The organism is Streptomyces silvae (genome assembly GCF_016745505.1).
GTDB lineage: Bacteria > Actinomycetota > Actinomycetes > Streptomycetales > Streptomycetaceae > Streptomyces > Streptomyces silvae.
Genome location: NZ_JAERUC010000195.1, coordinates 14515 through 35599, shown reverse-complemented (window position 1 = coordinate 35599; position 21085 = coordinate 14515). Strand labels below are relative to the sequence as shown.

Below are 21085 nucleotides of genomic sequence, written 5' to 3'. Positions count from 1 at the left end.
CGGCCCCGTGCGCCACGGGCGATGTCCCGCCGGTGCCTGCGTGCACGGGGCCTTGCGGACCGGGGAAAGCACATCGGTGACGCACCGCGTCGCGGTCCGCCACCGATGAGTCCGTGGGTGCTGTGATCAGTCGTTGTCGACCTGCTCGTCCGTGATCGTGCCCTTGGCCGCGTCCACGTCGAAGGTGGTCTTCTTCCAGTCCTTGGTGACCACGTCGACCTGCCAGACCAGAACGTTGCTGTCGTTCTCGTCGAGGGCGATCGAGGTGACCTTGCCCGGCTTCTTGTCCGTGGCGACCTTGGCCGCCTGCTGGGGCGTCTGCGTCGCCTTGGAGATCTGGTCCGCAAGCTTCTGCTTGTCGGCGTCGCTCTGGTCGGCGTCCGGCGACGAGTCGATGACCTTTCCGGTCACCGCGTCGATGGTGACGTGGTGGGCGGTTCCGTCCTCCTCGACGACCTCCGCGACCCACTTCGGGCTGCCGGCGCTGCCGCTCGGGCTCGGGCTCGGGCTCGGGCTCCCGGTGCCGCCGGGGCTCTCGGTGCCGCCCGGGCTCGGGCTGGTGCCGTCCGTCGGGCTGCCGGTCGGGCTCGGGCTGCCGGTCGCGTCGTCGTCCTGGTCGTCGATGCCTTCGAGGTCCAGATCGGTCAGCTTGCCACCGGACACCTCGCCGACAGCCGTCGTGGCGGCCTTGTCGAAGGTGACCTTGACGGTCGACAGCAGTTCCTTGCGCTTGGTCTGGTCCTCGGTCAGCTGCGCCGTCCCGGAGGGCGAGACGCTCCCGGAGGGGCTGGTCGTCTGGTTCGGGAGGACCTTCGCAGCCTCAGAAGTGGCCGCGGCGGTCTCGTCACCGCTGTCCTGACCACAACCGGTCACGAGGGTGGCGGCAAGAGCGGCGGCGCACAGGGCGCCTCCGGCGACGCGGAGCCGACGGGTGCGCGGGGACACGGTCTTGTTTCGGCGGGGCTCAAATCTCATGCTGACATGCCTAGCCGCCCGCGCGAACAGTCATGTTGTCCGACCGGTGGGAGTCACCCGATCGACGGCGCCGTCCGCCCATTCGGCGTGTCGCGCGGTCTTCCGCCGGGTGGTGCCCGGACAGGACGAATGGCGCCGGTTCGACCGAACCGGCGCCATTCCCAGGTGTTCCGTACTGCGTCAGGCGGTCAGCTGCACCTCGGCCGCACCCGGTGCCGGGGCCAGGGACGCACCCGCCGGGACGGCGCGCAGCTGGACAGCCGCGGCGGCCAGGGCGTCCGGGACGGTCCTGGTTCCGGTGGTGACGCAGAGGGTGTACGAGACGTCTTCGAGTTGACGGCGGCTCTCGGACGTGCCGAGCCGTGCATGAGCGCTCCGCAGTGTCTCGTAGCGCTTGACGAGATTCCGCAGCGTTGCGGGATTGGCCATCAGCACGTCAGTTCCTCTCCACAGGGCGGCCGGGAGCCCGTGGGCCCCGCGCCGACGAAGTCCGATCGCGCCGGCGGTGCCGCCTGGCGTCACGGGCGGCCGTGCGAAGCTGACAGCACGCGTCCGATCCCTTGCAGATGATGGTCGCCCCGCCTCACCCATTCCGCATCCGCAATCACGGACGGTCACTCGACCATGATCCCCGGAGCGTCATGTGCTCCGGTGAGAAACAATGGAGCTGACGGGCGAGCGGCTTCCGCCATGCCCGGTCGGAGGTGGTCATGGATTATCCGGAGAGTTACGAGCTCATCTTCCAGGCGGGCGGCGCCGAGGACGACGTGGTCGTCGTCCACCTCACGGCCCGCTCCGGCGCGGGCGGGTACCCGGTCTACGAGGACGAGACCGGAATCGTGCGCGCCGAGATCAGCCGGCGCGGCGAGGTGCGCATGCAGGCGAGCGGCGGGCATCAGGTCCTGGGGGCACCGCTGCTGGCCCGGCCGCTGAGTCCACACGGCACGCACGGCACGCACGATCACGGCTGAGGACTTCGGGCTCGTAGCGGCAGCCGCCGGGCCCGAAGTCCGTTCATGTCCGCTCCCTGCCCGGATGTGTTTACTTTCCCGAGGCACGCCCGTAGTCTGCCGGTGAACCCACAGACTCGGGCATGAAACGGAAACGTAACCACATGTACGCACCGGAGCGGCAGCAGGAGATCCTCCGCATCGCCGGCGAGAGCGGGCGCGTCGACGTGCTCTCGCTGGCCGAGCAGTTCCAGGTGACCGCGGAGACGGTCCGGCGGGACCTGAAGGCCCTCGACCGGGCAGGACTCCTGCGCCGGGTGCACGGCGGCGCGATCCCGGCCGGGCGGCTCGGTTTCGAGCCGGACCTCGCCGAGCGCGACACCGTGGCGGCCGACGAGAAGGACCGCATCGCGGCGGCCGCCCTGGGCGAGCTCCCGGACCAGGGCAACATCATCATCGACGCCGGGACGACGACCGTCAGGCTGGCGGCGGCCGTCCCCATCGACTCGTCCCTCACCGTGGTCACCCATGCCCTTCCGGTGGCCGCCCGACTCTCCGACCACCCGGGGATCGCGCTGCACCTGGTGGGCGGGAGGGTCCGTCACCGCACCCGCGCGGCCGTCGACGCCTGGGCGCTGAGCGCGTACGCCGAGATCAACGCGGACGTCGTCTTCCTCGCCACGAACGGCTTCTCCCCCGACGGCGGCCTGACCACCCCTGACCTGGCCGAGGCCGCCGTGAAGCGTGCCGTGATCGCGGCGGCCCGCAGGGTGGTGCTTCTCGCCGACTCGGGCAAGTCCGGCCAGGAGCACTTCGCCCGCTTCGGCGATCTCTCCCACGTCGACCTGCTGATCACCGATACGGGGCTGAGCCCCGAGGACGCCCGGGCCATCGAGAGCCTGGGCACGGAAGTGGTACGCGCATGATCCTCACCGTCACACCCAATCCGAGCCTCGACCGCACGTACGAACTTCCCGGGCTCACCCGTGGCGCCGTCCTGCGGGCCACGGCGGACCGCGTGGATCCAGGCGGCAAGGGCGTCAACGTCTCCCGCGCGGTCGCCGCGGCCGCCCACCGCACCGTGGCCGTCGCGCCGTTGGGCGGGCCCGAGGGCGCGTTGCTGGCCCAGCTGCTCGAAGAGCACGGCATCGAGGCCGCCGGGGTCCCGATCGCCGGCAGCACCCGTGTCAACGTCAGCCTGGTCGAGCCCGACGGCACGCTCACCAAGGTCAACGCGGCGGGGCCCGAGATCACCCCCGCCGAGGCCGAGCGTCTGCTGGACACCGTCCGGGCGCGGTCGGCCGGCGCGGACTGGATCGCCTGCTGCGGAAGCCTGCCACGCGGCCTGCCGCCGCAGTGGTACGCCGAACTGGTCGCCCGGAGCCATCGGGCCGGCGTGCGGATCGCCCTCGACACCTCGGGCGCGGCGCTCGTCGCCGCGCTGGCCGAGCGGCCGGACGTGATCAAGCCCAACACGCAGGAGCTCGCCGAGGCGGTGGGCCGCCCGCTCGCGACGGTCGGTGACGCGCTCAAGGCCGCGCAGGAGCTGTGCGACCTCGGCGCGCGGTCGGTGCTCGCCAGCCTCGGTGCCGTCGGTCAGCTGCTGGTGGAGCCGTCCGGAGCCCATTTCGCCGTGGCGCGGGTGGACGCCGTCCGGAGCGACGTCGGTGCGGGGGACGCCTCGCTCGCGGGGTTCCTGTCCGCGGGCGGCACGGGCCGGGCGGCGTTGTCCGCAGCCGTGGCCCACGGCGCCGCAGCCGTGCAGTTGCCCGGAAGCGTCATGCCGACGCCCGCCGACCTCGATCCGTCCGCGGTGGTCACCACCGCGGACATCCCGATGGACCTGCCGCTCACCGGGCAGGCGCCATGAACCGCCCCGTCCCTGCCCAGCCGTACGACTCCCCCGTCCCCCGCGCCGTCCCCCGGGCGGTCCACGAGTAAGGAGCCCCGCGATGAGTGAGCTGATCACCGCGGATCTGGTCGATCTCGATCTGTCCGCCGAGACGAAGGACGCGGCCGCCCGTTCACTGGCCGGCCGGATGGTCGAGGCCGGCCGTGTCACCGACCTCGACGGCTTCCTCGCCGACGTGGCGGCCCGCGAGGCCCAGATGCCGACCGGCCTGGACGGCGGCATCGGCATTCCGCACTGCCGGAGCGAGCACGTCACCGAGCCGACGCTGGCCTTCGGGCGCAGCGCGGACGGCATCGACTTCGGCGCCCCGGACGGTCCCGCGGATCTGGTCTTCCTGATAGCCGCGCCCGCGGGCGCGGACGACGACCATCTGACGATCCTGTCCGGCCTGGCCCGCAGGCTCATGGACCCCGGTTTCACCGGGGCGCTGCGGGCCGAGGCCGATCCCGTTGCGGCGGCGGCCCTGATCCGCGGCGAGGAGGTTCCCGCGGCGGTGCCGGAGGACTCGGCGACGAGGACGCCGGAGCCGGCGGACACGGACGCGGCGCCCGAGCCGTTCCGTATCGTCGCCGTCACGTCCTGCCCGACCGGGATCGCGCACACCTACATGGCCGCCGAGTCCCTGGAGGCGGCCGCACGCGCCGAGGGCGTCGTCCTGGACGTCGAGACCCAGGGGTCTGCGGGCTTCGAGCGGCTGGATCCTGCGGTGATCGCCGCCGCTGACGCCGTCATCTGGGCGCACGACGTCGACGTACGGGAGAAGGCCCGCTTCGGCGGGAAGCCGGTGGTCGACACCGGGGTGAAGGCCGGGATCAACCGGCCCGCCGAGCTCATCGCCGAGGCCCGGCGGAAGGCCGAGCGGGGAGAGATCAGCAGGTTCGCCGACGGCCGCGACGAAGCGGAAGCCGGTACGGGCGGTTCGGCGGGTGCGTCCGGGCACTTCGGTGTCCGGCTGCGGACCTATCTGATGTCCGGCGTCAGCTACATGGTGCCGTTCGTGGCGGCCGGCGGGCTGCTCATCGCCCTCTCCTTCGCCATCGGCGGGTACGAGATCGCGAGCGCCAAGTCGGTGGCCGATCACTTCGTCTGGGGCGAGGCCGCCAGCTGGGCCGCGCTCCTCAACCAGATCGGGACCGCCGCCTTCGGCTTCCTGGTCCCGGTGCTGGCGGGGTACATCGCCTACGGGATGGCGGACCGGCCCGCCCTCGTCCCCGGGTTCGTCGGCGGGGCCATCGCGCTCACCATCGACGCGGGGTTCCTCGGCGGTCTGGTGGCGGGCCTGCTGGCCGGTGCGGCGGTGATGGCGATCCAGCGGGTGAAGGTGCATCCCACGCTGCGGGGCATCATGCCGGTGCTGGTGATCCCCCTGCTCGCGTCGATCGCGGTCGGCTTCCTGATGTTCATCGTGGTCGGCAAGCCGATCGCCTCGCTGCAGAACGCCCTCACCGACTGGCTGAACGGGCTGTCCGGCTCCAACGCGGTCATCCTCGGCGTCGTCCTCGGCCTGATGATGTGCTTCGACATGGGCGGCCCGCTGAACAAGGTCGCGTACGCCTTCGCGGTCGGCGGCCTGGCCGATCCGACGCCCGGCAGCCTCAAGGTGATGGCCGCCGTGATGGCGGCGGGCATGGTGCCCCCGCTGGCGCTGGCCCTCGCCACGACCGTACGCCGCGGACTGTTCACCGCGACCGAGCGGGAGAACGGCAGGGCGGCGTGGGTGCTGGGTGCCTCGTTCATCACCGAAGGCGCGATCCCGTTCGCCGCGGCGGACCCCCTGCGGGTGATCCCGTCCGTGATGGCGGGCGGGGCGGTCACCGGCGCGCTCTCCATGGCGTTCGGCTGCACGCTCCGCGCCCCGCACGGTGGTGTGTTCGTCGTCCCGCTCATCGGCGAGCCGTTCCTGTACCTGCTGGCGATCGCCGCCGGTACGGCGGTGTCCACGGCCCTGGTCGTCGTCCTCAAGGGCATGCGGCGGACGCCTGCCCCCGCCCCGGCCGAGGACGGGTCCGGCGTCACCGTGGCCGCCTGATCCCTGCTCCCCCGCAAACCACAGATCCCTCTTCACCCAGGAGTGAACCCGTGTACCAGCGCACAGTCTCCGTCGGCTCCCGCAGCGGCCTGCACGCCCGTCCCGCCTCGCTCTTCGTGCAGGCGGCGGCGCGCCAGCCGGTCACCGTCACCGTCGCACGGGAGGGCGGCACCCCGGTCGACGCCCGGAGCATGCTCTCCGTGCTCGCCCTGGCGGCCCAGCACGGTGATCTGCTGGTGCTCTCAGCCGTGGGCGAAAGCGCTGAAGGCGCGGTCGAGGAACTGGCTAGCCTCCTGTCCAGGGACCTCGACCAGAAGGACCCCGCGCGGTAGGACCTCGACCCGTAGGCCCTCGACCTGGAAGGACCGAGCATGGCGGAGACCTGGGACCCGGACGGTGAGGGCGTGATGCGGCTGCCTTCGGGGCGGCTGGTCCGCGGCCGTGGTCTGAGGCGTCCGCTTCCCGAGGGGCCCGGGCCCGCCTTTGCGGTGCATCTGCTGGGCGGGCCGCCACCCCCGGTGGCCTGGGAGTCCCGGTGGCTCCGCTGGCCCGACTTCCGTCTGCCGGCCGACAAGGCGGAGGCACGCCTGGTCCTGGCGGAGGCGTGGAGCCGGGCCGCGGAGGAGCGCGTCGAGGTCGCGTGCGCAGGGGGGCGCGGACGGACGGGCACGGCTCTGGCGTGCCTGGCCGTCCTGGACGGCGTCCCGGCGGCGGAAGCCGTCGAGTACGTACGCCGGAACTATCACCCCAGGGCCGTCGAGACGCCCTGGCAGCGCCGGTACGTGGTGCGTTTCGCGGCAACCTGACCGTGCCGTGCCGACGCAGGGACGCCACCGCGTACGGTCACGCCGCCACGTACGGCCGCTCCACCCGTGCGGTCGGACCACCGGGTGGGGTCACACCACCGGGTGTGGTCACTCCACCGCGTGCGGAACCGGAACCGTGGCTCCGCCGCCGTCGCGAACCGCCTCGACGACTCTCTGGTGGAGATCCCTACTGGCTTCTTCGGAGGAGCACGGCACCGGGCTGCCGGCCAGTGTGAACCAGTCCGATGCACCGCTGTACTGGACAGCGACCTCGGCCTGCTCCTCGGTCCACGTCGTGTGTACGGTCAGATCACCGCTCACGACACCTACCTCTTCGGTGCGCACTCCGCCGGTTCCCGCGAAGACACCGAGGGTGGTCCACGATGCCCAGTTCATGACGCGTCGCCTTTCGGGACAATGACAAGCCTGTCAAGCGGACTTGTCTCGAGTATGGCACCGGGAACCATCACCCGCACGGGTGTGTCCGTGAGTATCCGGCCGGTGACGCCGGGGCGCCGGTCACGGGTGCATCGAGGCGCCCTTGAGGATCTTGTCGACGGCGTTGCGCGGTCCGTGGACGGCCAGGCCCACCAGGTCCATCCCGTCCCTGCGCACCGCCCGGACGGCCGCCCGGTTGGCCCCGTCATGGCCGGTCGCGAAGAGGTCGGACGTGAACACGGACAGGGTCACGCCCCTGCTCACCGCCTTGGCGTGCGCGCCGGTCAGGATCTCCTTGGACCCGGCGAACACGAGGACCGGCTGCCGGAACATGGGCAGGTACGGGGTGTCGTCGGCGTCCGCGTACGGTTTGCCGATCACCTCGGGCACCTGGGTGCCGAGGCCGCTGACCAGGAAGGCGGTGACGTTGAGGCGCTGCCAGGTCTCCAGGTCGTCGCGGAGCAGCACAGCGATCTTGGTGTCGAAGCGTACGGGTGCGTTGTCGTCGGTCATGCGAGCAGTCTGCCGAGCCCGGTCACCGGCCGTCTTGTACGAAGTTTGCACGCCGCGGGGGTCCCGGCCCGCTCTTGTACGCTTCCTGCATGGGTGCACGTCCGGACATCAGCGCGTGGCGTCCGCGCGTCGAGGGGATCGACGAGGTCTTCCACGCGCACTTCGCCGACCACGCGTATCCCATGCACACCCACGACGCGTGGACCCTGCTCATCGTCGACGAGGGAGTGGTCCGCTACGACCTGGACCGCCATGAGCACGGGGCGCCCAGTTCGGTCGTGACGCTGCTGCCTCCGCACGTCCCGCACAACGGCGGCGCGGCGACTCCCGGAGGGTTCCGCAAGCGCGTCCTGTACCTCAACACCGCGCAGATCGACGGTGATCTCGTGGGGCGCGCGGTCGACCGGCCCGTGCTGCGGGATCCCCGGCTGCGCCACCGTGTGGACCAGCTGCACCGGACGCTCGAGCGCGCCGGGGACGAGCTGGAGGCGCAGAGCCGGCTCGCGCTCGTCTCCGAACGCCTCGCCGGGCACCTGCGCGACGAGGCCGTCGCCCCGCAGGTGCCCGACCGCCGGGTCGCGTACGCACTCCGGGATCTGCTCGACGAGCACTTCGTGGAAGGGCTGACGCTGCGCGAGGCGGCGGAGCGTCTGCACACCCACCACACCCACCTGGTACGGGCCTTCAGCCGGGAGTTCGGCATGGCACCGCACCAGTACCTGACGGGGCGCCGCGTCGATCTGGCCCGCCGTCTGCTGCTCGACGGGATGCGCGCCCCGGAGGTCGCGGCCTCGGCCGGGTTCTACGACCAGTCCCACTTCTCCCGGCACTTCAAGCGCGTGGTCGGCACGAGTCCGGGCCACTACGCGCGCACCGGGGCAACGGTCTACTGACGGCGCTCCAGCACGCCGCGGACGAACGCCGCCTGTCCCGCGTGCTGCAGGTCGTCGGCGATGACGCTGATCAGCCGTACGCCGAGGGTCACCGGTGGCGACCACGCCTCGTCCACGACGCGGTCCAGGGCCCGGCCGTCGAGTCCGCGGACGAAGCCGAGGGTCTGCTCGTGCACGGCGTCGAAGTAGCCGAGGAGGAGGTCGCAGGACCCGACCGTCACGGAGCCCACCTGCGCGCTGCTGTGGCCGTAGCCGGTCGCGCCCTTCTCCAGGGGCAGCTCGAAGCGGGAGGCCCAGTCCTCGGAGAACCAGATCTGCTCGGTGCCCGCCGCGTCGGCGACGTGGTCGTCCTGGACGCGCGTGAGGTGCCACACGAGCCAGGCGATGGAGTTCGCGTCGTCGTCGGTCCTGGCGTTGAGGTCCTCGGGCGGAAGACCCTCGACCGCGGCGTGCACCGCTTCATGGATACGTTCGAACGCATCGGCGAGAATGCCTGCACTGTTCATACGACCACCATGGCCGGTCCGCGGACGGGGCCCCGACTTCGACACGCGGCCGTCACGCGTGCACGGTGTGCAGCCACTTCGTCAGCAGGGCGTTGACCTCTTCGGGGCGCTCCTGCTGGATCCAGTGGCCGCACCCGTCCAGGATGTGCGAGGAGACCAGGCCGGGAAGCGTCGTCGGGTAGGCGGCGATGGCGTCGGCCATCCAGGTCGTGGAGGAGTCGAGGGCTCCGCCGATGAAGAGGACGGGGCAGGTGAGCCGGGCCCCGTCCCAGGCGGCCAGGTCCTCCCAGTCGCGGTCGACGTTCCGGTAGCGGTTGAGCGCGCCGGTGAGGCCGGTCCGCTCGAAGTCGGCGCTGTAGACGTCCAGATCAGCCTGCGGGAGCCAGGACGGCAGGGCGCCGCCGGTGAAGCGGTCGCGCATGGTCCCTCCGGCGGGCACGAAGAAGGGGCTGCCCGCGCCGGGCGGCGGCATCGTGTCGCCGGAGAGCGAGGTGTAGAAGCCGGCGAGCCACCCGCGTACATCCGGTTCGATCTCCGCCTCGGCGCGGCCGGGCTGCTGGAAGTAGCTGACGTAGAACTCCTCGTCCCCGCCGATGCGGGCGAAACCGTCGGTGGGACGGACCGGGTTCCAGGGGGCGTAGGGGACGCTGAGCAGGGCTGCGGCCGTGAACATGTCGGGGCGCAGCAGCGCGCTGTCGGCGGCGATGGACGAGCCCCAGTCATGGCCGACGAGCGTCGCGGTCTCCTCCCCCAGGGCGTGCACGACACCGACGTTGTCGGCCACGTGGGCCGTCATCCGGTAGGCGTCCACGGGCCCCGGGGCCGAGGAACGCCCGTAGCCGCGTACGTCGAGGGCGACCGCGCGGAAGCCCGCGGCGGCGACGGCGGAGAGCTGGTGGCGCCAGGAGTACGAGGTCTCGGGAAAGCCGTGGATCATGAGGACGAGCGGGCCGGTCCCCTGTTCCAGGAGATGGATCCGGCCGCCGGGGACGTCCACCAGCCGGTGGACCGCCCCGGGGACGGTGGTGGAGGGCTCGGCGACGGGGGCGTGCTGCGGCATGGGTCTCCTCGGGTGATCGGTGCCTCTCGGCACGACCATCATTCGGGGCCGCGGCACCACCGGCCAAGAGAACTTGCCGTTATGGCAAACCCGTCTGCGGCCCCGTCAGGCGAGGAGGCGCAGGAGGTGTGCGCAGGCCGCCGCCTCGTCCGGGTGCCGGGCGATCACCTCGTACGTACCGCGCTCGTACGCCCCGGTCTCCCACACCCCGTCGGGTGCCTTCCGCAGGAACAGGAAGTCGGGGGGTGTGGGGGCCGGTTCGTGCACGCCTTCGATGCGGTAGTAACCGTCGGCGACGCCGGCCGCGTGCAGCGCGGCGCGCAGTTCCCGGCGTTCCACGGCGGGTCCTACGCGCCGACGGCGGTGAGGTAGGCGTGGTCGAGCAGCCACTTCACGTTGAGCCGCTGGCCCGCGCCCGGGTCGAGGAAGACGGCGTCGAGCTTGATCTGCTGGCCGCCGCCGGGCTGCTCGAACCACGGCGCGATGCTGCCCTGCCAGACCCAGAACGGCTTGGTGACCTTGTAGACGCGGTAGTCGCACGGGACCGCGGCGTCGCGGGTGTTGAGGTTCTGCGGGGGCAGGGCGCGCTCCTTGTAGGCGTCGCCCGCCGGGGCGAGGTAGCCGCCGAACTCCGAGCCGAAGCGGTCCAGGCGCTGGCCGGTGCGCAGCTTCGCGGGCTCCTTGTCGATCTCGCCATTGACCTCGGCGAATCCGTCGTTGGGCGGGTACTTCCAGCTGCCCGTGTCCGCCGGTCCCTCCCAGTACTTGTTCAGGAAGGCGGAGGGGGACAGGCTGCCCGTCCGCTTGTATCCCTTGAGCAGCGGGCCGACGGGGGCCTGCTTCGTGGAGGGCAGCCACTGCGGGCCCAGCCGCGCGTCCCCGAGGAACTCACCGGTGCAGGGGTCGTGGGCGACTGCCGCCGTCGTACGGTCCTCGTGCGGTGCGGCGCTCGCCGCGGGCGCGGTCACCAGGCCGGCGGCGAGGCCGATCGCGGCAAGTGCGGTGCGGATACGGTTCATTCGGGGGTCCCCTCGGATGCCGATGAATGCTCGGTAAGCTCACGTAGGGTAACCGACCGACTCCGCACAGCGGTTGCGCCATGCCGTGCGGTGTCCGGCCGGGGGATGCCCGGCCGGACAGCGTTCCCTCAGCGTTCTCTCAGTGGGCCGTACCGTCCGGGACGAGGCCGTCGGCGGCGAGGCCCTGCAGGACGGCCTCGCCCAGCGCCTGGACCGCGGACATCGGGCGGACCATCACGGTGAACTCCTTGATACGGCCGTCCTCGTCGAACTGGAGCATGTCGATCCCGTGGATCGCCTTGCCGTTCACCGTCGCCCTGAACAGCAGGATCTCCGAGGGCTCCTGGGCGCCCTCCGCGCTGGTGGATGCCTCGCCCTCGAAGTGCCCGACGTACCGGAAGTCCTCGAACGTCCGAAGGAGCACACCGAAGAGTCCGAGCACCATCGGCCGGCCTTCGAAGGGCGTGAACTTCACCGGGCTGAAGAGGCGGGCGTCCTCGGTGAACAGCTCCTCCAGTGCCGCGTGGTCGCCCTTCTCGACGGCGGCCCTGAAGCGTTCCGTGGTTTCGGCGGTCATGGTCATCACTCCCCGGCTCCTGACGGTCGCCGTCGGGGCGACCGTTCGCTCAGGCGAGTGTGGCGCAGGGCCGACGGGGCGGTTGCGGCGGGGCGGGACGTGGCGAAGGTCAGCCGGGCGTATCGGCGTAGCGGACAGTGACCTTCTCGAATCCGAGCGAGGCGAGCAGGCCCTGGAGCATCGCGGTGGTGTTCTTCTCGGCCCGCTTCGTCAGGCCGCTCTCCTCGGCCGCCTTACCGATGTGCTGCGCGGCCAGTTTGTTGACCGCCTGCTCGCTTCCGGGGTTGTCGGAGAAGAAGTCGCCGAGCCGGTCGAGGAGGCCACGCTGCTTGGACACGGCGTAGGAGCGGTCCGGGTCCAGCGCGGGCTTGCCCAGCACCGCGTGGGGCAGGACGAGTTCGGCCGTGGTGCGGTCCTCGTTGACCGTCACCCCGCGGGGCCCGACCTCGCCGAGGTCCACGGAGGCTCCGACCGTGCCCGCGCCGACGTACAGCGTCCGGGTGCCCCGGATGGCGTCGGGCAGGTATTTCGCGTCCTTCTCCAGGTCGACGACGACCTGGAAGTTCCCGGAGGCCGCCTCGTAGGCGCTCATGTCCTGGATGGACTTGAGAACCGCGGGGCCGGAGCGGTCGGTGGTCTCCTCGCCGAAGAGGCCGCCGAGCCCCGGCAGCAGGCTGATCCGGGAACCGAGGAGCAGCAGGACGAGCGCCGCGGCGCACACTCCCGCGAACGGCAGGCATCCCCGCGTGCGGGAGCGGCGGCGCGGCGCACCGTCGTGGCCGGGGTCCCCGGTGCTGTCTGTCCTTACGTCAGTGGACGTCATTCCTTCCGTGTGACCCGGTCCGGCGATTTCAGTCCGTCCGGGCCCCCGGATTACGCCAGATCCTGTACGGGGATGGGCCGTTGGGCGGTCTCAGGCCCCGGTGGTGCCGTCCAGCCGCTCCCTCAGAAGGTCGGCGTGGCCTATGTGGCGCGCGTACTCGGCGATCATGTGGACGTACACCGTGCGCAGCGAGTAGACCGAGCCGCGCCAGGCGAGGGTGGTGTCGAGCGACACGTCGGCCGCCGCTTCGTCGGCGAGGCGTATCTCCTCGGTCAGACGGGCGTAGTCCTCCGGGGCGCGGTCCGGTGAGAGGTCCTCGAAGTCCGCGTCCTTGCCCTTCTCCGGGTCGTACATCGAGGGGAGGGACAGGCCGGCGAGCCCCTGCCGGAACCAATAGCGTTCCACCTTGGCCATGTGCCGGATCAGGCCGAGGAGGGTGAGGTTGGACGGCTCGACGGTCTGCTCGGCGAGTTGCCGGCCGGTCAGGCCCGCGCATTTCTGCAGCAGTGTGCTGCGGTAGAACGCCAGGAAGGTGGTCAGTGTCTCGCGCTCGCTGCCGGCGAGCGGTCCGACGGTGCGGGTGGCTTCAGGAGCTGTCCATGTCATCGCATGATCATGCCTCGCGACGGCCGGTTCGTGGGAGGTGTCCGGGCGGTCGGGTTGTCCGGCGTGCGCCTCCTGGGAAGTCCCGGCCGCCGGCTGACGGCCGGGACCCCCCGGGTTCCGCGTTCACTCACTCCAGGAGATCTGCGTACGCCCCCAGGGCCAGTGCGACGTCGGTCTGTGCCCAGAACCGGTGGTAGGTGAAGACGGGAGCGGCTCCGCCGTCCAGATAGGCCTGCACCTTGGGCCAGTTCGGGTCGTCCTCGTAGAACGACCGGATGGAGAGGAACGTCGAGTCGTTGTCGACGGTGTCCCCGTTGGGCATCGCGCCCGTCCAGCCGTTCGGGACGTACACCGGGTCGTCGAACCGGTTGTAGTCGGCGCGTGTCTCGGGGACCGCTATCCCCGCGTCGTCCTGGTAGTGGCTCCACATGCCGTCGAGCAGTCCTTCGGCCGTGGCCTTGGCGTCGGCGTCACCGGACCTGGCGGCGTAGTAGGTCAGCGTCCTGGCGTAGGCACCGGCCACCCCGACGTCGTTGGTGTAGTCGGCGACCGTGACGTGCAGTCCGGAGTTGGCGCCGGGGTTCGACGCGTTCCAGGTGTCGGGCGCGCCGGACCACTGGAGGGTGGACGGCATGAGGTAGGTGCCGTCCGGGTTGATGGTCGTCTCCGACACGGCCCAGTCGACCCACTTGTCGAGCACGGCCTTGGCCTGTGCGTCACCCGACTCGTGGTAGTACTCGGCGACGCGTTCCATGGACCACGCCTGGAAGCCGAACCACTGGTTGGACGGCGGGTCGTGGTAGACGGGCTTCTCGTCGTAGTACATGCCGTGGAAGGTGGGTGTGCCGGCCGGGGGCTGGGCGTAGCTGCCCTTCCAGCTGTTGGTCGCGCCGCCCGCGATGGCTCCCTCGTCGGACTGGAGCCACTGGTAGAAGTCCATCTGGCGGTCCAGGCTCTTGGCCCAGTCCGACTGTCCCGTGGCCGACTTGGGCTTGAGATCGGCGACGGAGCTCAGCGCGTAGGCGGCCATCGGGTTCTGGTAGCCGCCGTGGGCGTGGCTCGATCCGATGCGCCAGGACCAGCCGGCGGAGGTGTCGGTGGCTCCGCCCCAGGCGTAGTACCAGGACATCAGGTAGTGCGCGCTGTCCTTGCCGCTGCCGGCGGGGCAGGTGGTCGGGCCGACGCAGTTGCCGACCTTCTTGAAGTACTTGTCGAACATGGAGTAGCGGAGGTAGTCGCCCATCTTGGCTGCCTTGCCGACGGTCTCCGACACCTCGCCCGACTTGCCCTGCTCCTTCGCCCAGACGTCGGCCCAGTAGGCGGCCTGTACGGCACGGGCGTCCGCGTCCGGTGCGTTGGTGAACTTCCACTGCTTGGCGTAGGAGGCGTCCCCGGTGAACAGGTCCAGGTAGCCGTTGGCCCCGCCGTAGGTGAAGTTGTCGCAGGTGGGGTGGGTGACGGTCTCCCAGACGGACTCCTGGGGGCCGCGCTGGAAGGTGTTGATGTACGACGGCCCGGTCTCGGTGGGTCCGGCCGCGCACTTCCCGGGGGTGTTGCCGTATCCGTAGACGTTGTCGACGTCCTGGATCCAGTGCATCCCGTAGATGTCGTCGGTGCCGTAGGCGCTCTTCAGCTCGGAGGCGATCGGGTCCGAGCCGGACGCCGCCGAGCCGTCGAGGACGGCCGGGTACTCGTTCGGGGTGTCGTGCTCGGGGGCGTACGTCGCGGGCTTCGACGCGTCGTAGAAGGAGTTCGTGGGCTGGTCGGCGTGGGTGGGGATCATGTACGTCTCCATGGTGTCCCACGCACCGTTGAACTTCGCCCAGTCGCCGGTGATCTTCCCGTACATCGCCTGGAGCCAGATCAGATAGCTGTACGCCTCCGACGTCGTCTCGTGGCCGTGGTCGGGGGCTTCCACGATCAGCGTCTCGACGGAGTGGTAGGGGATGCCCTCCGAGGAGAAGTAGCCGTTCGCGGGGTCGGTGATCTTCCCGTAGAGGTCGAGGAAGCGGGCGTCGTAGTCCTTGGCCTCCGCGAGCTGGGTGACGGTGACCTCGGACTTGCCGTGGCCGGGGGCCGTGACGGTGAAGGTCGCGGCTCCCGTGCCGGTCGCGTCGGCCGAGACGGTGACCTGCTGCGGGGTGGACCAGTTCGCCGGGGTGAAGGTGAGGCTCGCGCCGCCGGTGACGCTCAGACCGGAGTTGCCGGCGCTCCTCGCCACCGTGGCGGTGACGGACGAGGCGGGTTCGGTGGAGAGCGAGACCGTGAATGTCCCCGACTTGCCTTGCTGGACGCCCAGTTGGGCGGGCGTCGCGACGACGGCCGGGCCCGCGACGACGGTGATGCCGGCCGGGGTGGACTCCGCCGAGGCGCCGAGGCTGTCGTACGCCCTGGCGTACACGGAGTGGCCGCCGGCGGTCAGCCCTTCGGCGCTGTAGGTGTACGGGGACGTGGTGTCCGTGCCGAGCAGCTTCGTGTCGTCGTAGAACTCGACCTTGCTGATCCCCGCGCCGTCGGCGGCCGCGGCGGTGGCGGCCAGGGGGACGGCGTCCCCGGCGGAGAAGACGGCGCCCGCCGCCGGACTGGTGAGGACGGTGATCGGCGGCTGATGGGGACCCACGCACTCCGTGCCGTTGACGGCGAAGGTGGTGGGTGCGGTGTTGGTGCCGCTGTAGGTGAACTGCGCGCCCGTCGTGACGGCGCTTCCGGCGGCGATGGCGCCGTTCCAGCTCGCGTTCCTGACGGTCACCGTGCTCCCGGACTGGGACCAGGTCCCGTTCCAGCCGTTGGTGAGCTTCTGACTGCCGGCGTAGTCGTACGTCAGGGTCCAGCCGTCGATCGCGGCGGAGCTCCTGTTGGTGACGGTGAGTTCGGTGCTGAAGCCCGAGCCCCAGTCATTGACCGTGTAGTCGACGCTGCATCGGACTGCGGCGGCCTGGGCCGGCGTACCGGCCGCGGCGGTCATCCCGAGGGGGAGGGCCAGCGCCGCCACGAGGGCTGTCCACAGCCGTCGGCCTCCGGCTCCGGTTCTGCCGGGTCTTCTCCGTAACCAAGTTCTTCGTGCGCGTCCCGTTGGCATGCGCAGTACCTCCTCGCGGCTCGGCGACATGGGGGGTGTGCGGGGCTGAGCACAAGCCTTGAACCAGTGGGAGCGCTCCCAGCATGGGGACGAGGAAAAAGAGAGTCAAGAGACTTGAAGAGTCGAATTATTTCGATACCGAGAGATGAGAACGGGTGTGTTGACCGACACCACTTGACGCTCTAACGTCAAGCCACACCAGTGGGAGCGGTTCCACCAGTCGACGTGCCGTAGGGGGCACGCCCGGTCTGCAAGGAGTCGCTCATGTGTCACCCCCCGCACGTGTCGCACCTGTTCAGACTGCTCCCCGGAGCAGTGCTCGGCATGGCCGGCAACACTCGCGCGGCCATGGTCACGGCTTCCGGATCCACCCTCGTACGCACGGTGGAGAACAGCACGGCGCACCGGCGGGACAGCGCTCCCGCGTCGGTGGGCCGTGGCGCGACAGTGCGGCCCGCACCACGGATCCGACCGGCTCCACCGGTCCGGTGGATCTCCCCGTCCCCGCCGACGGACCGCCCTGGACGGGCGTCCGGAGCGACGAGCGCGTCGCCCACGCCCCTGTGCGGACGTACGCCGGCCGGGACACCCGCACCGCCCCCGCACCCTCGGACAAGGAGTACCGCCCTGGCCTGAACCATGGATCAGCAGTACGCGGAACGGCCCGACGGGCCGATGCGCACGCCGACGGCATCGGTCACGAGGACCGCGGGCGGGCAGGACCGCCCGCAGCCGCGTGGCACGCCCACCAGCCATCAGCCGTGCGAGCGAGGACCGTTCGAACGCCCCGCTCGCAGCCGGTCGCGCCGAAGTCCCCCTCGCCGCAGGCGAGTCGGCGAACAGACCTGACCCCACCGGCCTCGCCGGCCGTGCAGGGGTCCGGCGGCCGAAGACCCCTCTCCCGGACGGGCCCGGAACACCTGGGACCGCTCACGGCCCCGTCCCCGATCAGCGACCACGACGGAACCCCCACCCCGTACGAATCGGGCTGCGCGGCACCCGCGCGCCCTCGACAGCTGAGGAAACGGAATTCGTATGAGCCGCACGAGCCGCACCACCCTGCGCCGATCCCGAATGGCGCTCATAGCCGCGGGCGCACTCGTCGCCGCAGCCGCGGGCTCCGCCACCGCGGCGGCCCCCTTCGGAGCCTCCGCCGCGGCGGCAGCGGGCTGCACGGTCGATTACAAGATCCAGAATCAGTGGAACGGCGGGCTGACCGCCGCCGTGAGCGTCACCAACACCGGTGACGCCCTGGCCGGCTGGCAGCTGGAGTGGTCGTTCGCCGGCGGCGAGACGATCAGCCAGGGCTGGAACGCCACGGTCTCGCAGAGCGGCTCCGCTGTCACCGCGAAGGGCCTCTCGTACAACGCCGCGCTCGCCAACGGGGCGTCCGCGTCCTTCGGCTTCAACGCGACGGGCAACGGCAACAGCGCCGTACCCGCGACCTTCAAGCTGAACGGCGTCACGTGCAACGCCGACCCGTCGAACCCGACCGACCCCACCGACCCCACCGACCCCACCGACCCGACGGACCCCACGGCCCGCGTCAACAACCCGTACGAGGGCGCCAAGGTCTACGTCAACCCGGAGTGGTCGGCCAACGCGGCCGCCGAGCCGGGCGGCAGCCGGATCGCCGACCAGCCGACGGGCGTGTGGCTCGACCGCATCGCCGCCATCGAGGGCGCCAACGGCGGAATGGGCCTGCGGGACCACCTGGACGAGGCCCTGACCCAGAAGGGGTCCGGCGAACTCGTCGTCCAGCTCGTCATCTACAACCTCCCCGGGCGGGACTGCTCGGCACTCGCCTCCAACGGCGAGCTGGGTCCCACGGAGATCGACCGCTACAAGAGCGAATACATCGACCCGATCGCGGCCGTCCTCGCCGACGAGAAGTACGCGGGCCTGCGCATCGTCACCACCGTCGAGATCGACTCACTGCCCAACCTCATCACCAACGCCGGCGGCCGCGAGACGGCAACGCCTGAGTGCGACGTGATGAAGGCCAACGGCAACTATCAGAAGGGCGTCGGCTACGCGCTCAACAAGCTCGGCGACGCTCCGAACGTCTACAACTACATCGACGCCGGCCACCACGGTTGGATCGGCTGGGACGACAACTTCGGTCCGACCGCCGACCTCTTCAAGGAGGCCGCGACCACCGAGGGCGCGACCGTCGACGACGTGCACGGCTTCATCACCAACACCGCCAACTACGGTGCGACGACGGAGGACCACTTCTCCATCGACGACTCCGTCAACGGCACGTCGGTACGCCAGTCGAAGTGGGTCGACTGGAACCGCTACACGGACGAGCAGTCCTACGCCCAGGCCTTCCGCAACGAGCTGGTCTCGGTCGGCTTCAACTCCGACATCGGCATGCTCATCGACACCTCCCGCAACGGCTGGGGCGGCGACGACCGGCCGACCGGACCGGGTGCGACCACCAATGTGGACACCTATGTGGACGGCGGCCGCTACGACCGGCGCATCCACCTGGGCAACTGGTGCAACCAGGCCGGAGCCGGACTCGGCGAACGGCCGCAGGCGGCACCCGCCGCGGGCATCGACGCGTACGTCTGGATGAAGCCCCCGGGGGAGTCGGACGGCTCCAGCAAGGAGATTCCGAACGACGAGGGCAAGGGATTCGACCGTATGTGCGACCCGACCTACGAGGGCAACGTCCGTAACGGCAACAACATGTCCGGCGCGCTGCCCGACGCGCCGGTCTCCGGCAAGTGGTTCTCCGCCCAGTTCCAGGAGCTCATGAAGAACGCCTACCCGGCGCTCTAGTCTCCGCGCCGGCGGGCTCCGGGCGCTCCCCCGCCCGGGCCCTCCCGCCGGCCGCGCCACCTGTCGAGCAGAGCGCGTCCGCGAGCAGTCGGCGCGGGCGCGCTCCGGCGTGCTGCGGAGCCGGACCCACGGGGCTTCGCCTCCTCAGCCTTGGCCCGGGACGTCGGCTCCGCCGCCTTGACCCGGGACTTGGACTCGGCAGCCCTGGTCCGGGGTTTCGTCGCAATGGCGCGCTTCGCTACGGGCTCGGCGGCCGGCTTCTTCCTGGGCGACGTCCGCGGTTCGGGCTTCGCCTCCTCCGCTGCGGCCCGGTCGTCCGACAGGGCGTGGTAACGGTGGCTGATGCGGCGCCCCACCAGCGCGTACCCCAGCAGCGCGCCCGTCGTGTTGAGGATCACGTCGTCGATGTCGAAGGCCCGCCCTGCCACGAGGGCGCCCTGCGTCAGCTCGACGACCGCCATGACGAGCACCGTCAGTACGGTCATCCGGATCATCCGGAGACGGCGCGGCACCAGAATGGGCAGCAGCACGCCGAACGGCATGCCCATCAGGATGTTTCCGCCCGCCTGCTTGCACGCGGCGAGGAAGGTGTAGTCCTCCGCGTACTGCCGCAGGGACCGTCCCGGCCTCAGATTGGACGTCACGATGTCCTCGGAGGCGGGCGACGGTGTGAGCGTCAGCTTCGCCAGGACCACGGAGAACGCGACCAGCGCCACGAACGCGGCGGCCAGCACCGCTGCCCGCAGCAGTAGACGTCCTATCCCTGCGCGTCGTGCACTACGATTCGCCTCTGCTGTCATGGCGGAACGGATGCCCCCAACCCCCGCGGCCACACCCCCGGTCCGGGTGCGACCATGTGCGCATGAGCGCACAGAAGAAGGACGAGCTGCTGGCGGAGGCCGTACAGCTGCGGGAACAAGGCCATCCCGAACAGGCCAGGGAACGCCTCCTCGCCCTCACCGCCTCGTTCCCGGAGGCGGTGGACGTCGCGTACCAGACCGCCTGGGTCCACGATGTGCTCGGCCTCGAGGCCGAGGCGGTGCCGTACTACGAGCGGAGTCTGCAGGGCGACGGCCTCACCGATGAGGACCGCCGGGGGGCGCTGCTCGGGCTCGGCAGCACCTACCGCGTGCTGGGCAGGTTCGGGCAGGCCGTCGAGACGCTCCGGCGCGGTGTGGCGGAGTTCCCGGACGACGGGGCGCTGAGGACCTTCCTGTCCATGGCCCTGTTCAACACCGGCGAGCACCACGAGGCGATGCAGCTCCTGCTGCGCCTGGTCGCCACGACGAGCGACAGCCCGCGCGTCCAGCGGTACCGGCCCGCCATCGAGCATTACGCGGCGGACCTCACCCGGACCATGTGAGCGGCGCATGACGCGGCAGACCTCACCCGGCCCCATGTGAGCGGCGGGCGGGCAAAGGGAAGCCCCGGCCGGATCGGGGGAATCCAGCCGGGGCGGCTTGTGTGCGGAGGTGAAGGCGGGCCATTGCCCGGCGGCCTCACGGCCACTCACCCCTACGCATAGATGAACGATAAACCACCACCAGCCGTTCCCGTGAATCGGCCCCCCGTCGTGTGATCCACACCACGGCTGTGCAGGCCGGGACCTCGGCGCGGGTTACGGGACGGTGGCGCGGCCGGCCGTCAGCGGGCCTCGCGGAACACGACATGCCGCCCGGCGGCCGGGTCGAACTTCCGCAGCTCCAGACGGTCGGGGTCGTTGCGCCTGCTCTTCCGCGTCACATAGGTGTGGCCGGTTCCGGCCGTGGACCGGAGCAGGACGACGGGCCTGGTCTCACTGCGCGCCATGGGGCCTCCAGACAGGGACTCCGACCTCATCCCCGGGGTGGGAATGGGTGTCGTTTTCGTTTCTGGTCCGCACAACGCACTCCGGGGCGCCTCCATTCCCGCCCCAGGGCTCCTCCGGAGCCGCGGACCGTTGCCCCGGCCACGGGGATCGAACGGGCGGCCGACGCACGCGCGTCATCGACGTCGAACATCTCATCGACCGGGGGCGGAGGGCGGCACCGGCCGCCACCGGTCGGCACCTCCACGCCACTCCGCATATGCCCTGCTCCCGGTCGGTGCGAGCCGTGCGAGGTCGCACGC

Annotated in this window: 23 protein-coding genes; 9 read left to right on the top strand and 14 right to left on the bottom strand. The window is 70.9% G+C overall.

Features of this window, described 5'->3' with window-relative positions; genetic code table 11:
* Positions 1-126: 126 nt before the first annotated feature.
* Both JKV81_RS31945 and JKV81_RS31940 read right to left on the bottom strand, forming a co-directional pair.
* Positions 127-975: a PepSY domain-containing protein gene (locus JKV81_RS31945; protein ID WP_202079094.1), complete on the bottom strand. Its 849-nt coding sequence runs from the start codon at positions 973-975 to the stop codon at positions 127-129.
* Positions 976-1155: 180 nt separating this feature from the next.
* On the bottom strand, positions 1156-1410 hold the full coding sequence (locus tag JKV81_RS31940) for a DUF5133 domain-containing protein (RefSeq protein WP_202079092.1): 255 nt from the start codon (positions 1408-1410) through the stop codon (positions 1156-1158).
* Between the two features lie 275 nt (positions 1411-1685).
* On the opposite strand from JKV81_RS31940, the gene JKV81_RS31935 reads away from it, so the two are divergent.
* The 6 genes from JKV81_RS31935 (at position 1686) to JKV81_RS31910 (ending at position 6672) form a co-directional block, all read left to right on the top strand.
* The gene (locus tag JKV81_RS31935; protein ID WP_129260475.1) at positions 1686-1946 is read left to right on the top strand and encodes a DUF6296 family protein; all 261 of its coding nucleotides are present in this window, start codon (positions 1686-1688) and stop codon (positions 1944-1946) included.
* 143 nt (positions 1947-2089) lie between these two features.
* Positions 2090-2851 carry a DeoR/GlpR family DNA-binding transcription regulator gene (locus JKV81_RS31930; RefSeq protein ID WP_202079147.1) on the top strand — a complete coding sequence of 254 codons (762 nt, stop codon included), beginning with the start codon at positions 2090-2092 and terminating at the stop codon, positions 2849-2851.
* Positions 2848-3795: a 1-phosphofructokinase gene (gene pfkB / locus JKV81_RS31925; RefSeq protein ID WP_202079090.1), complete on the top strand. Its 948-nt coding sequence runs from the start codon at positions 2848-2850 to the stop codon at positions 3793-3795. The genes JKV81_RS31930 and pfkB overlap by 4 nt, the downstream gene beginning before the upstream one ends.
* 82 nt (positions 3796-3877) lie before the next feature.
* Entirely contained in the window at positions 3878-5866 is a 1989-nt protein-coding gene (locus JKV81_RS31920) for a PTS fructose transporter subunit IIABC (RefSeq protein WP_202079088.1), read from the top strand.
* Between the two features lie 50 nt (positions 5867-5916).
* Positions 5917-6198: an HPr family phosphocarrier protein gene (locus JKV81_RS31915; protein ID WP_124278813.1), complete on the top strand. Its 282-nt coding sequence runs from the start codon at positions 5917-5919 to the stop codon at positions 6196-6198.
* Positions 6199-6237: 39 nt separating this feature from the next.
* A complete protein-coding gene (locus JKV81_RS31910; RefSeq protein WP_129260478.1) occupies positions 6238-6672 on the top strand; it encodes a protein-tyrosine phosphatase family protein in 435 nt (144 codons plus the stop codon).
* A 108-nt stretch (positions 6673-6780) separates the two neighbouring features.
* Here JKV81_RS31910 and JKV81_RS31905 read toward each other — a convergent pair whose 3' ends face one another.
* Positions 6781-7068 carry a hypothetical protein gene (locus tag JKV81_RS31905; protein ID WP_099171177.1) on the bottom strand — a complete coding sequence of 96 codons (288 nt, stop codon included), beginning with the start codon at positions 7066-7068 and terminating at the stop codon, positions 6781-6783.
* 123 nt (positions 7069-7191) lie between these two features.
* Positions 7192-7623: a DUF2000 domain-containing protein gene (locus JKV81_RS31900; RefSeq protein ID WP_202079086.1), complete on the bottom strand. Its 432-nt coding sequence runs from the start codon at positions 7621-7623 to the stop codon at positions 7192-7194.
* An 89-nt stretch (positions 7624-7712) separates the two neighbouring features.
* Between JKV81_RS31900 and JKV81_RS31895 the strand changes: the two genes are divergently transcribed.
* Positions 7713-8516, top strand: a complete 804-nt coding sequence (locus JKV81_RS31895) for a helix-turn-helix transcriptional regulator (RefSeq protein WP_202079084.1) — start codon at positions 7713-7715, stop codon at positions 8514-8516.
* Here JKV81_RS31895 and JKV81_RS31890 read toward each other — a convergent pair.
* From JKV81_RS31890 to JKV81_RS31855, 8 genes are all read right to left on the bottom strand, one after another.
* Positions 8510-9022, bottom strand: coding sequence for a mycothiol transferase (locus JKV81_RS31890; protein WP_202079082.1), 513 nt, complete (start codon positions 9020-9022; stop codon positions 8510-8512). The genes JKV81_RS31895 and JKV81_RS31890 overlap by 7 nt on opposite strands.
* A gap of 52 nt (positions 9023-9074) precedes the next feature.
* Positions 9075-10082, bottom strand: a complete 1008-nt coding sequence (locus tag JKV81_RS31885; protein ID WP_202079080.1) for an alpha/beta fold hydrolase — start codon at positions 10080-10082, stop codon at positions 9075-9077.
* A gap of 105 nt (positions 10083-10187) precedes the next feature.
* Positions 10188-10421, bottom strand: a complete 234-nt coding sequence (locus JKV81_RS31880) for a DM13 domain-containing protein (protein WP_129260482.1) — start codon at positions 10419-10421, stop codon at positions 10188-10190.
* A gap of 8 nt (positions 10422-10429) precedes the next feature.
* Positions 10430-11101: a TNT domain-containing protein gene (locus JKV81_RS31875; protein ID WP_129260483.1), complete on the bottom strand. Its 672-nt coding sequence runs from the start codon at positions 11099-11101 to the stop codon at positions 10430-10432.
* A 139-nt stretch (positions 11102-11240) separates the two neighbouring features.
* The gene (locus JKV81_RS31870; RefSeq protein ID WP_372444268.1) at positions 11241-11678 is read right to left on the bottom strand and encodes a nuclear transport factor 2 family protein; all 438 of its coding nucleotides are present in this window, start codon (positions 11676-11678) and stop codon (positions 11241-11243) included.
* Between the two features lie 109 nt (positions 11679-11787).
* Positions 11788-12501 carry a DUF4230 domain-containing protein gene (locus tag JKV81_RS31865; protein ID WP_129260485.1) on the bottom strand — a complete coding sequence of 238 codons (714 nt, stop codon included), beginning with the start codon at positions 12499-12501 and terminating at the stop codon, positions 11788-11790.
* A 90-nt stretch (positions 12502-12591) separates the two neighbouring features.
* On the bottom strand, positions 12592-13107 hold the full coding sequence (locus tag JKV81_RS31860; RefSeq protein ID WP_129260486.1) for a DinB family protein: 516 nt from the start codon (positions 13105-13107) through the stop codon (positions 12592-12594).
* 127 nt (positions 13108-13234) lie between these two features.
* Entirely contained in the window at positions 13235-16072 is a 2838-nt protein-coding gene (locus tag JKV81_RS31855; RefSeq protein ID WP_236058318.1) for a glycoside hydrolase family 48 protein, read from the bottom strand.
* Between the two features lie 1149 nt (positions 16073-17221).
* On the opposite strand from JKV81_RS31855, the gene JKV81_RS31850 reads away from it, so the two are divergent.
* Complete coding sequence (locus JKV81_RS31850; RefSeq protein WP_307820642.1) at positions 17222-18976, top strand: glycoside hydrolase family 6 protein; 1755 nt, start codon at positions 17222-17224, stop codon at positions 18974-18976.
* Here JKV81_RS31850 and JKV81_RS31845 read toward each other — a convergent pair.
* On the bottom strand, positions 18973-19776 hold the full coding sequence (locus JKV81_RS31845) for a VanZ family protein (protein WP_202079078.1): 804 nt from the start codon (positions 19774-19776) through the stop codon (positions 18973-18975). The two genes, JKV81_RS31850 and JKV81_RS31845, sit on opposite strands and share 4 nt — an antisense overlap.
* Positions 19777-19838: 62 nt before the next feature.
* On the opposite strand from JKV81_RS31845, the gene JKV81_RS31840 reads away from it, so the two are divergent.
* Positions 19839-20339 (top strand): tetratricopeptide repeat protein, encoded by a 501-nt coding sequence (locus JKV81_RS31840; protein ID WP_202079076.1) that lies wholly within the window; start codon positions 19839-19841, stop codon positions 20337-20339.
* Positions 20340-20620: 281 nt separating this feature from the next.
* On the opposite strand, the gene rpmG is transcribed toward JKV81_RS31840, so the two are convergent.
* A complete protein-coding gene (gene rpmG, locus JKV81_RS31835; RefSeq protein ID WP_103515106.1) occupies positions 20621-20785 on the bottom strand; it encodes a 50S ribosomal protein L33 in 165 nt (54 codons plus the stop codon).
* Positions 20786-21085 lie beyond the last annotated feature (300 nt).